This is a genomic window from Rhodopirellula halodulae, from assembly GCF_020966775.1.
In the GTDB taxonomy this organism is placed as follows: Bacteria; Planctomycetota; Planctomycetia; order Pirellulales; family Pirellulaceae; genus Rhodopirellula; species Rhodopirellula halodulae.
In genome coordinates, this window is sequence record NZ_JAJKFV010000007.1 from 1 (window position 1) to 11,948 (window position 11,948).

The following is an 11,948-nucleotide window of genomic DNA, read 5'->3' on the forward strand; positions in this document are numbered from 1 at the left end:
TACGACATACTTCCTTGATGTACCTGGCATCTCTGATCCTCCTGTACGAGATGCCGAGAGCATACAAAAGCATGACAATTAGAGATAGAGCAACTAGTAGGTCAGGCCTCGCCTGACGTTGGTCGCACGCTGGTGGATTGACCACCTCAAATCACATGCTCCGTCGATTGATACGTAGGCCGGATGAAGGAGGCTCTTCGACGCCCATCCGGCACGGTTTGCCTCGCTCGAGCCATCACGACTGCCGGAGCTGCGCCGAAGCGGCTTGTTCCGGCCTACGGGTGGGGAGGGTGAAAGGGGGAAGGAACACAGGGCATCAGATCGTAGGTCAGGCCTCGCCTGACGTTGGTCGCTGGCCGTGGGGGGCACCATCTCAAACGATGTTCTTCGTCGAGATTCTTTTCGGCCGACTTGGTTGGATTGGGCAATCGCGAAATGGCATTGCCGGATGTGGCCCGCGTTGACTTGTTCCGGCTTCCTTTCTTCCGCTGCGAGACATTCGGAATTGGATGGTGGCAACGGGAATTGATTGCCGCCAAACTGCACGCGTTCCTTCCTACTGAACAAGGTGCTGCATGCTCGCTCGACGAAGTCTTGTTTTCATTGCCTGGTCCCTCTTCACCGCGTCCGCTGGGGTGTGGTTTGCGTTGGAAGCCAACCACAAAGCGACCGCCCAAGACGCAAGCCTCCAGGCCCCTCCTTCACCGACGCAAACGGATCCGGCTGAGCTCACGCTAAAACGGCTTTTCAAAACATCCGATTTCGCGTCTCGACTGCGGACGTTGAAATGGGATGACCAAAACGAATTCTTGTGGGAGCTGAAACGCGGCAAGGAGGGGCCCGCTTTGCAACGGTTCTCGATTCCGGCTTTGGGAGCGACGACGATTGTGCCGCGAGAACGTTTTTTGCTGCCCGCGACGGAATCGACCGATCCTGATACCGAGCAGCGCAGCGAGCCCCAGCCCATCGACATCGCCGAATGGACCTTTTCTGCCGATGAAAAGCGATTGCTCGTCTACAACAACACGCGTCGTGTATGGCGGCAGCACACGCGGGGCGATTACTGGCTGACGGATCTGACGAAGGAGGAGGTAGTTTGGCGTCAGGTCGGCGGCAAAGCGGAGGAGGCGAGCACGATGTTCGCGACGTTCGCACCGGACGGCCAATCCATCGCTTTCGTTCGAGACAACGATCTGTATCTGGAGGACTGCTCCACAGGTGACCTGCAGATGGTGGCGGGGTCCGACGATCCGCGGCTGATCCACGGGACGTTCGATTGGGTGTACGAAGAGGAGCTCGGATTGAGGAACGGGTTTCGATTCAGTCCCAACAGTCAGAAGCTGGCGTTTTGGCAATTGGACAGCACCGGGGTGCCGGTCCAAACGATGATTGACAACACATCCCAGCGGTACGCCCAGACCATCGAGTTTGCATATCCGAAAGTCGGGCAAACCAATTCGGCGGCGAAGGTTGGTGTCTGGGATCGAAACAGCAAGCACACGGTTTGGCTCGATCTGCCGGGTGATCCACGAGAACACTATGTTGCCGCGGTTGATTGGTTGCCCAAAGAATTTGCAAACGCGAATGGTCGTTTGTTGGTGCAGCAACTGAACCGCAAGCAAAATCACAACCGAGTGTTCTTGTGCGATGTCGAAACCGGACACTGCGTCAACATCCACACGGAAGTCAACGATGCCTGGGTTCGGCACCAGCCAAAACTTCACTGGATCCCGGCTTCGGCGTTGGGGGAATCCACCAGCAATCCAGCACCACGGTTGCTCTGGTTGTCCGAGCGATCTGGTTGGCAGCACATTGAAGCGATTGAAATCCCGACGCCAGAATCGTTTGACGACGAGTCCAGTCTTCCGTCGCGAATCACGCCGCTGACGGGAGGTGATTGGGATGTCCTTTCGATCGAAGCCGTTGCCGACGACGGCCGACGAATCGACTTTGTCGCATCTCCCGAACATGCCGCTCAGCGAGCCTTGTACCGCGTGACGCTGGCGGACGGCGGAACGACCAAGATCCAGACAACTCCCCAGCGAGTTTCTCCTGATGATGGCGGGACATTCACTTATTCAATCAGCCGCAACGCAAGACATGCCCTGGAGACCTGGTCTGATTTCAATTCCGCGCCGGTCAAACGCTTGGTGCAGCTGGATCCGTACCAGCAATTGAAGATCGTCTCGGACAACGAAACCCTTCAGCAATCGCTGGACGATTTGACGCCAGTCCACACTGAATTTTTGCGGCTACCGATCGGTGAGTTCACCGACGACACGGCCTCCGAGCAGATGGAGCTGGATGTGTGGATCATGATGCCCGTTGCGAACGCTTCCTCCGGAAACGACGCACCGCGAGAAAGCATTCCGTTGTTGGTGCATGTGTACGGTGAACCTGCTGGGCAGACGGTGCTTGATCGCTACGGCGGAACCAGTTACCTGTGGCACCGCATGTTGACTCAACATGGAATTGCCGTCGCCAGCGTTGACAATCGCGGAGCCAACTCGCCTCGCGGGAAGGCATTTCGACAATCAATCTACAAGCAAATTGGTCGCATCTCGATCTCGGATCAAGCTCACGCGACGCAGGCTCTGCTCAAGCGTTTTCCGGTGCTCGATCCAAATCGAGTTGGATTGTGGGGCTGGAGTGGCGGTGGATCATCGACATTGAACGGACTGTTCCAGTTCCCGGAGTTGTATTCCATGGGCATCGCCATCGCGCCGGTTCCCGACCAACTGGACTACGACACGATCTACCAAGAACGTTACATGGGACTCGTGACCGAAAACCGCGAAGCATTCGTTGCCGGCTCACCGATCACGCATGCTGGTGGCCTTTCGGATCCGTTGCTTCTGGTTCATGGGACGGCTGACGATAACGTGCACTACGCGTCGTCCGAGCGTTTGATCAATCGTCTGATCGCCGAAAACAAGCAGTTCCGATTGATGGCTTACCCCGGTCGCACGCACTCCATCAAAGAAGGAGAAGGCACTCGCTATCACCTGCGAACGATGATGACTGAGTTTGTTTTGGAGAAGCTGAAAGGGGAAAGGTAGCAGGGCCAGAGTCGAACCGTTGTCTCCAACGGTTTCGGTGCCAGGACTGCGGTGTTGGCAAGCTCGAATGAAAGCGAAGCCAATGCGAACGCAGAGCGGTTTGAGGCCGCGTTGCTGCGTTCGTTCGGCCTGCGTTTGAACTTGGGAACAGGCAACGATTGGAAAGGAACGTTTGGGACAAACGTTCTACTCGTCTTGCCAAAAAAACGTTTGAGACAAACGTCCTACACTTGTTGCCCAAGGGACATTTGGGGCAAATGTTCTACACTTCCGTGACTCAGTCTTTGTCGACGCCGAAACGATGGATGGTGGTTTCTTTCAGCGTGTCGCCGGGACGAAGCAAGGTGCTCTTGAAATTGGGATGATTGCAGGCGTCTGGGGAGTGTTGCGTTTCCAAACAGAAAGCTTCGTGGCTTTTGTGGCCGGCGGAGGAATCGTTGCCGCCCAGGTGGTTGCCCGTGTAAAGCTGCATGCCTGGTTGCGTCGTTTCGATTTCCAAAGTGCGACCGCTGTTGGGTTCCAGCACGCTCGCCGCGGGACGAAGTTTGCCTGGCTCTCCGGCGACAACGTAGCAATGGTCGTAACCCTTCGTCGCGGGCAATTGATCGATGCGTTTGCCGATCATTTCCGGATGCAAGAAATCAAAGGGCGTGCCCTCCACGCCGGACGTCGAGCCGGTTGGGATCAGGTCCTCGTCGACATCCAATGTCTCGTTGCAATGCAGCAGCAAGACATGGTCGTGAACCGAGCTGGCACCCCCGTCACCCGCCGCGATGCCAGCGAGATTCCAGTAGGCGTGATTGGTCAAGTTCACATGGGTCGGCTTCGTGGTGGTTGCTGAGTAGATGACGGTGAGTTCATTGTCGTCGTTCCACCGGTACTCTGCACCCGCGGTGACTTCGCCGGGAAAGCCTTCATCGCCGTCGGGGCTGAGCAAGCTGAAACGCACCCCAATTTCGTCGCGACCCTGGTCATCTTTTCCTGTGAACAGGTCCGCGTCCCACCATTTGTGCGAGAAGTTCTCTTTGCCACCGTGCAAGCAGTGTTTGCCATGATTCACGGTGACTTGATAGGTCTCGCCGTCAATGTCGAACTTCGCCAGTCCGATGCGATTGCAGAATCGACCGATGGAGCTACCAAAACCCGGATGAGGTTCGAGGTAGCGGTCCAGCGAATCAAAGACCATGTTCACGTTTGCCAAGTTGCCTAGGCGGTCTGGGACCTCGACCTCCAAAAGCGAGGCTCCCCAGTTCATTACCGAAACGCGATGCCCGTGCGAATTGGTCATCGTGATCTTTTGAACCGCTTTTCCGTCTTTGGTTTGACCGAATGGAGTGGTGACGAAACTCATGGGGCAACTGCGTTGAGAGGACAGGGGAAAAGGACAATGCATCGCGAGCGACGCGGCGTCTGTAGACTGTCATTTTCAACGCAGCCACGCAAGGTGCGGGCGTATGGTCAATGTTGGGGCCGCAGTTTCCAGCGAATCATCATCGAGGCAATCACGATCAGAAGCAGGCTGCTCACGAAATAGCCAATCACCAAAGTCGGCTCTCCCGGGTAGCTGTTGCCTCCTCGCATCAAGTTTTCATCCATCGGAAGTGCGAACAGAGCTGAGAAAGGACTCAAAACACCGGCCACCTGGACTCCCGACTGGATGCTCGACGAAAGCCCCAATGTCGACGAAAGAATTTTGGCCCCGGGCGGCACGACATACAGGATCAACAACGCCAGGTAGGTCGTCATCAATGCCATTGATGTGCGTTGTTGGTAGAGCGAGGCGGTCATCGCGATCACCGCGTTGACGACGCTGACCACGACGGGGATCGAAAACATCCCGACAATCAGCCGCCAATTGGAATAGAAGTCGGTGTTCAACCCGACGCCCAGCAACATCGGCCAAACCAGAAAACTGGTGAGCACGAACGCGACACGAAAACCGACAATGAACTTGCCCCAAAAAATTTTCCACGGCGACAACGTGGTGGTCATCAGCAGGTCCAGCGTTTGTCGCTCACGTTCGCTGGTCATCGTTCCCGCTAAAAACACAGGGCCGACCAACATGTTGAACACAATCACATAGACCGCGAACCAGGGTGCATTGGGTGTTTGCCAGAACAGCAACACGCCCATCAACGGGATCGCCAACAGGATGCTGATTTGGATCACCAAACGCAGCATCAACGTTCCTTGGCTGAAAATCTCGCCGTGGATCTCCTTGTCGTAAACCGGATTGGCCCCGTCCTCCATCAACGTTTCTTTTCGCGGTGGCGCGAACAAGCGATCGGGGAACTGGTCGGGCTGAATCACCAACCCAACGGCCTCCGCGGCTTCCTGTTCCAAGTCGATGACCTCCTTGCCTTCGCTGCCGACATCGGGTGGATACAGCATGCGGGAGGCTGCTGCCGCGGACATCAGAATCACGGCGGCGACCGCGAAGGCCGGAACCACCAACACGATGACTTTCAAACGCAACAAGCCATCACCGGCCAATGATTGCCACAGCAAGACACCGCCGATCACGAGCGGCAAAATCAACAGGTAACTCACCACTAGCGAGTTGCTCGTGCGAGAGAAGTAGCTGCTGCAAAAGACACCGATCGCACCAAACAAAACGACCGAAACGAACAGTCCCAAGTAAGCCGCCGCGACCTCATAAACACTGACGCCACCCAGCGGCAGAAACAGCACGATGATGGGCAGCGAAGCGACAATCAGTAACGCCAAATGCGTGAGCGCGGCGATCAGCTTCCCCATCACGATGGAGCCCGGTTTGAGCGGACTGGCCAAAAGCATCTCGTAGGTTTGACGCTCTTTTTCACCCGAGATCGTTCCCGCCGCGAAACTGGGGGCCATCAAACTGGCGATGACATACTGTCCCAAGAAAAACAGGTCGACCAACCGGCGTGCCGAAGGCGGGTTCTTGGACAGGTCCAATCGGTCATCGTCGGGCCACGCGATCAACGTCACAGCGGCCAACACCAACTGGTAAACCAACAGCAACAGAAACGAACGATTGGTGCGCAGGTTCACCAACAGTTCTCGCTGCAGCACCGGATTGTTCCGTAGCCATGCCACCGGATTGATCTGAAACAATCCTCGGATTGAATTCGTGATCGACTGGGCGAGCGTGGCCCCCGCTGAGTTCGCATTGGCGTCGAGGTGACTCGTGGTGTCAGCGGATGATTGGCTCAACGCGTTGTCCTTGGGGAATGAGTCGTGGCAACCTGCAGATCGTCTGTGCCCCGGAGCGCTGTTAGCGTTCAGATCCGCGTTTTCGTGACCTCGGGCCTACAATCGAGTCTTCGACGCTTCACCGGCTTGCTCGCACACGAAACGTGGCACGGCAAATCCAGGCAACCGCGATTCTAGCTGACGGATCAACTCGCGACCACGATCGTCGTCGACCTCGAAGTGAGCCGCTCCGCGGACGCGATCCAAGCGATGCAAGTAATACGGCATGACTCGCAGGTCGATCAGACGCCGTGACAAAGCTTCCAGTGCATCGGCGTCATCGTTGATGTCTTTCAACAAGACGGCTTGGTTCAGCACCGGAATCCCGGCGTCGACCAAACTCATCAGCGCGTCGCCGGTCACCGCATCCAATTCATTGGCGTGATTGCAATGGACCACGACCCACGACGTCAGTCGCGAACGTTTCATGCGATCGATCCAGTCCATCGTCACGCGAGACGGAATGACGATCGGCATGCGCGTGTGCCAACGCAAACGTTTGACGTGAGAGATCGCCTCCAGCCGCGTTAGCAATCGGTCCAAGACTTCATCGGTCAGCGTCAGTGGATCGCCGCCGCTGAGCAAGACTTCTTCGATCGAATCGTTTTGGCTCAGGTAGTCGATCGCCGCGTCCAGGTTGTTCCCGAGACTGGTGTTTTCACCATAAGGGAATTCGCGACGGAAACAGTAACGGCAATGGATGCCACACGCACCGGTCGTGATCGCGAGGGCTCGTCCGTGATATTTGTGGAGCAAGCCGGGTGCGACGGCGGCGTTCAGGTCTCCCACCGGATCGTCCGAAAACCCATCGGCCGAAACGCCCTCCTGCGGCAGAGGCAAAACCTGTCGAAGAAGAGGATCAGTTGGGTCGCCCGGTTTCATCCGAGCGGCGAATTCTAGCGGGACAAAGACCGGAAATCCGTGATCGTCCGACTCGATCGAGTTTTCCGCGTCGTTGGGCGGCAGATTCAGCTGCCGGCGGAGCTCGGAGGACGATCGGATGGCATGCTTCATCGAATGCCGCCAATGGGCCTCTTTTTCTGGCGTTTTGCCAGATTGCTTCGATGTGACGCCAGATTGAACCGGTGGCAACGGCGGGCATGGCGGCTGGTCGAGAACCTCGTCGATTCCGCCCCCCGAGGTGAGTTCCCCCACCGGGACAAACTCGGGCTCGATCGCTAAACTGCCCGCTCGAACGTTTCCTTCTGGGACTCGGTTCACTGAATCATCTTCCGTTTGGCTTATCTGATTGAGAGTGGAGCCCACCGTGGCAAGTTACAACACCAGCGATTTTCGCAAAGGACTGAAGGTTCAAATCGATGGCGAACCTTATTTGATAACTGAAATGAACTTCGTCAAACCCGGGAAGGGTAACGCGATGTACAAGTGCAAGATGAAAAACTTGATTCGCGGCACGACCCTGGACCGGACCTACAAAGGCGGCGACTCGCTGGAAGCCGCGGACGTGGAAACGACCTCCGTGCAATTCTTGTATCGCCAAGGACAGGATTACGTGTTCATGGACGGCACCACGTTTGATCAGTACGAAGTTCCCGGTGATGTCGCAGGCGAAATCTGGAAGTACCTGAAAGATGGTACCGAGTGCACGATGACGCTCTACAACGGCGCCGCGATCGTGGTCGAACCGCCGCAACACGTTTCACTGGAAGTCACCGAGTGTGGCCCCGGAACGAAAGGCGACACCGCCACCAACGTGACCAAGCCTGCAATGGTCGAAACCGGTGCGGAATTCAACGTCCCTGGTTTCATCAAAGAAGGCAACGTGATCAAGATCAACACCACCAACGACGAATACGTCGAACGCGTCAGCAACTGATTCGGCCGTCCGGCACATCACCGCTCACGCTGCGTCATGAGTTAGCACCAGGAGGTCGTCATGGTGAACACGCTCTTTCTGCCTGAACTTCGCGAAATGTTGCAGCTTGGCCAGGAATCGGAGCTGCGCGAGTTTTGCGTGACGCTGAATGCGGGACGCACGGCGGAGTTCATGGAGGGCCTGCACGACGCGGAAGTTTGGGCCGTTCTGCAATATGCCGAGCCTGAACGTCGCGCGGAGATCTTTGGTTACTTTGAAGAACCACGCCAACTGCACATGTTGGCGCGAGAGCCGGCGGGTCAGGCGGCGGAATTGGTGGAATACATTCCGCCCGATGACCGAGTCGACTTGATCCAGAACTTGCCGGAAGAAGCCGTCGAGAAGATCCTGCCGCTGTTGCCGGCGATTGATCGTCGCGACATCGAGCGGTTGCGTTCGTACGACGAGGGCACCGCCGGTTCGTTGATGACGACGGACGTCGCGAAGTTGGCCGAACGCTTCACGGCTCGCGAAGCGCTCGAGGAACTCGGGCGACGGGCCAGCGACTTGGAAACGATTTACTATCTGTACGTCGTTGACGACAACAACTTGCTTCGCGGGATCGTTTCCGCTCGGCAACTGGTTTCCGCCATCAGCAACACGACCAAAACGCTTGGCGATTTGATGGAAACCGATGTCGTCGTGGCCTTGGTGGGCGAGGATCAAGAATCGGTGGCCGAGAAGGTCGAGCGATTCAATTTGCTGGCGATCCCCGTCGTGGATTCCGGGCGACAATTGCTGGGCATCATCACGCACGATGATGTGATCGACGTGGTTCGCGAAGAATTGACCGAGGACGCTCAGCGGATTGCCGCGGTGGCTCCTTTGGAAGATGAGTTTCTTCGCATCGGTTTGTTCACGTTGTCTTATAAGCGTGGCATTTGGTTGACGATTCTGTTCTTTGCCGCCTTGCTGACCGCGTTTGCTTTGCGAGCTTACGAAACGGAGTTGGAGCTTTACGCGTGGTTGGTTTGGTTCATTCCGCTGATCATCAGTGCCGGTGGAAACTCCGGCAGTCAATCCGCGACGTTGGTCATCACGGCCATGACCAGTGGCGAAGTCAAAAATCGTGATCTGCCGCGAGTGCTCAGTCGTGAATTGGTCGTGTCGTTGCTGCTGGGATTGTTCCTGGCGTTCATCGGTTTCGCGGTGGCGCTGTTCATTGCGCCTTCGCCGTGGGACGCGATGGTGATTCCGTTCACGTTGTTGTCCGTGATCGTGTGTGGCTGCATGTGCGGTGTTGCCTTGCCGATCATGTTCAAACGCATGGGTTTGGACCCGGCTTTGATGAGCAACCCCTTTGTGGCCGGAATTGTTGATATCCTAGGCATCGTGATCTACATCAACGTCGCCCGGGTCCTGCTGGCTGATTGAACCTCCGTTCAATCTCAGCGCCGCTACGGCACGTTCAGACGCCCTCTCGCCCAAGACAAGCGGAGTTGCGTGGGCGGTTTCTCGTTTTGCAAAGGATGGATGAATGTCCCATTGGCCCATAGGCGTGTTTGCTTCGATTGATGCGGGACTCGGTGTGGCATGGCCCGTGATCCGAGAACTGGGACTGCCGACCATTCAACTGCACGCACCGCACGCGGGTAACCGAACGGCGGAAGCGGCACAGAAATTCAAATCACAACTGGATGATTTCGGCATCCAGTGCACCGCTGTGTTCGGTGGTTTTGATGGCGAAAGCTACGCCGACATTCCGACGGTCGTCAAAACCGTGGGATTGGTGCCCGCGGAAACACGGGCGGCTCGTTTAAAAGAGATGATGGAAATCAGCGACTTCGCACGCGCATTGGCGGTCGACTGCGTGGCGTTGCACATCGGGTTTGTGCCTCACGATCCACTGGATCAGGAATACGAAGGCATCGTGGAGGTGACTCGCCAACTGTGTGACCATTGCCGAGCCAACGAACAATTCCTGCACCTGGAAACCGGTCAAGAAACCGCGGACGGGTTGCTGACGTTCATCGAGTCGGTCGAACGAGACAACCTGAAGATCAACTTCGATCCCGCCAACATGATTCTTTACGGCTCCGGCGACCCGATCGAAGCTCTGCGAAAGGTCGGACCGTACGTTCGCAGCGTGCATTGCAAAGACGGTACCTGGAGCGATCAACCGGGAGTCACCTTCGGTTGCGAAGTTCCGTTGGGACAAGGCGATGTGGGAATGGAGAACTACCTGCAAACCTTGAAAGACATCGGCTACACCGGCCCGCTAACCATCGAACGCGAAATTCCAGAAGACCCCGCGCGGCAAAAAGCCGAAATCGGCGACGCCGTCCAACTGCTGACCGAGATTCGCAGCGAAATTCTGTTGTGAGCAATTTGATGATCAGCGTGTATGACTCCCAAAGTCATAATATTTCCATCAATTCTCTCGGATTTTCATGGTATTTCGATCGATTCAAAGACTAACCGAATAGAGATTTGTCTCCGTTTCCATCACGCATTGGTTCTGGTAGTCGTCTGGACAAAGCAGGCGAATGCAACATAGCCGCTCGGTGAAAGCGGCGTGTTGTAGTCGTGGCATCGTCCATCCTGAGCTATTCGTTGAGAGCGTCAGACAGAAGTGTTCAACGGTCGACGGCGACGTCGCCAAACAATGCCTCCGAGACTCGCAAACCCGAGCACCGCCAGCGACGACGGCTCGGGCACAGCCGAAGCATTGAGGCTGGCGTTTGTGCTTCCAACAAGCACGCTGCCATCAAGCTCCCCAACACCGGTAACCCCTACGTTAGTCAGCTGTAGGTTGATCGCGTTCGTATCTAGACTTAGGCTAGATGTGCCATCACCAACCAGGCTCTGTTCGTTAAGGATAAGTGTTGCTCCGCCTAGAACACTCGAAAGGTCAACCGTAGTGTTCGGAGCGATATCACCAGTGAGAGTCAAATCACCATCGAGATTCAAGCCAACTTGCGTTCCGTTTACCAGAACTTGAAGATTTGCAACGTTCATCATCCCGCTTGAAGAAAGCGAACCGAAGTCTCCATTCACAGCTGACGATACAGTGATCGTATCTGCGGTGATGGAAAGGACATCCGCAGCGACAGGCAAATCTCCTATCGAAAGGTCCAAGTCCTCAATTACCTGGCTCCCAATCGCGTTTTTAGTTCCCAGGCTCCCGTCAACGGTCGAAGAAGCAAGGGTCATTACGGAGCTGGAGCTGACTCCCAACGTGGTGATTACCCCTGATTCAACTCCCGCATCTGCCGCGATACCTAAAACCTCCTCCTCGACCGAATAGGCTGCCGGCGCTGATCCTGAAACGGAAGGGCCCAATGTCAGGTCGCCCGATACTGAAACGCCACCTAGTATCGGTAGTAGACTGACCTCAAGATCAGAGCTTAGGAAGCTGGAAGAGCTGCTTCCACCAATGACTGCTGCGTTGGCAATGCTTGATAGCATCATCAAGATGCCAGTCATTGCCCCGAAGATTCTCCATCTCATAAATGAGCCCCATAAAAGTAGAAAACGAAGGCCCTCAATGTCTTGCGGGCATCCCCAAACTACCAATTGTGACGCCTTGGAAATCCGTTAATTTTGAATCTGAGGGAAATCCCGCTTGTGCAAACACTCACCTCTTGTCTTATGAACACTGGTGTTTCCCCTGGTGATGTATTCTTCTTGAATACAGTTGTTGGTCCGGTCGGGGGGCGGGGCGACATAAGTTATCGAGAGAAAAAATTTTCTTTCAACGACGTGGTGGACGGACTTCTATGAGAAGAAAGTTGATCGTCATCATTCAGGTTGATGTGCCGTGTTCGAATCTGGTGCTA

8 protein-coding genes are annotated in these 11,948 nt (G+C 55.8%); 4 read left to right on the forward strand and 4 right to left on the reverse strand.

The window, feature by feature from the left end; genetic code table 11:
• Positions 1 to 575: 575 nt before the first annotated feature.
• Positions 576 to 3,059, forward strand: a complete 2,484-nt coding sequence (locus LOC70_RS05420; protein WP_230252375.1) for a S9 family peptidase — start codon at positions 576 to 578, stop codon at positions 3,057 to 3,059.
• A gap of 277 nt (positions 3,060 to 3,336) precedes the next feature.
• Here LOC70_RS05420 and LOC70_RS05425 read toward each other — a convergent pair whose 3' ends face one another.
• The 3 genes from LOC70_RS05425 to epmB all read right to left on the reverse strand — a co-directional run bounded on the left by LOC70_RS05425 (position 3,337) and on the right by epmB (position 7,514).
• Complete coding sequence (locus LOC70_RS05425; RefSeq protein ID WP_230252376.1) at positions 3,337 to 4,410, reverse strand: aldose epimerase family protein; 1,074 nt, start codon at positions 4,408 to 4,410, stop codon at positions 3,337 to 3,339.
• Positions 4,411 to 4,517: 107 nt separating this feature from the next.
• Positions 4,518 to 6,176, reverse strand: a complete 1,659-nt coding sequence (locus LOC70_RS05430; protein ID WP_230252604.1) for an ABC transporter permease — start codon at positions 6,174 to 6,176, stop codon at positions 4,518 to 4,520.
• Positions 6,177 to 6,350: 174 nt separating this feature from the next.
• Positions 6,351 to 7,514 carry an EF-P beta-lysylation protein EpmB gene (gene epmB, locus LOC70_RS05435; RefSeq protein ID WP_230252377.1) on the reverse strand — a complete coding sequence of 388 codons (1,164 nt, stop codon included), beginning with the start codon at positions 7,512 to 7,514 and terminating at the stop codon, positions 6,351 to 6,353.
• A 46-nt stretch (positions 7,515 to 7,560) separates the two neighbouring features.
• Here epmB and efp point away from each other — a divergent pair, with 46 nt between their 5' ends.
• The 3 genes from efp to LOC70_RS05450 all read left to right on the forward strand — a co-directional run bounded on the left by efp (position 7,561) and on the right by LOC70_RS05450 (position 10,492).
• Positions 7,561 to 8,130, forward strand: coding sequence for an elongation factor P (efp, locus tag LOC70_RS05440; protein ID WP_230252378.1), 570 nt, complete (start codon positions 7,561 to 7,563; stop codon positions 8,128 to 8,130).
• 60 nt (positions 8,131 to 8,190) lie between these two features.
• Positions 8,191 to 9,543 (forward strand): magnesium transporter, encoded by a 1,353-nt coding sequence (mgtE, locus tag LOC70_RS05445; protein WP_230252380.1) that lies wholly within the window; start codon positions 8,191 to 8,193, stop codon positions 9,541 to 9,543.
• Between the two features lie 103 nt (positions 9,544 to 9,646).
• Complete coding sequence (locus LOC70_RS05450; protein ID WP_230252381.1) at positions 9,647 to 10,492, forward strand: sugar phosphate isomerase/epimerase family protein; 846 nt, start codon at positions 9,647 to 9,649, stop codon at positions 10,490 to 10,492.
• Positions 10,493 to 10,731: 239 nt separating this feature from the next.
• Here the strand turns inward: LOC70_RS05450 and LOC70_RS05455 are convergent, their stop codons facing one another.
• Entirely contained in the window at positions 10,732 to 11,595 is an 864-nt protein-coding gene (locus tag LOC70_RS05455; RefSeq protein WP_230252383.1) for a PEP-CTERM sorting domain-containing protein, read from the reverse strand.
• Positions 11,596 to 11,948 lie beyond the last annotated feature (353 nt).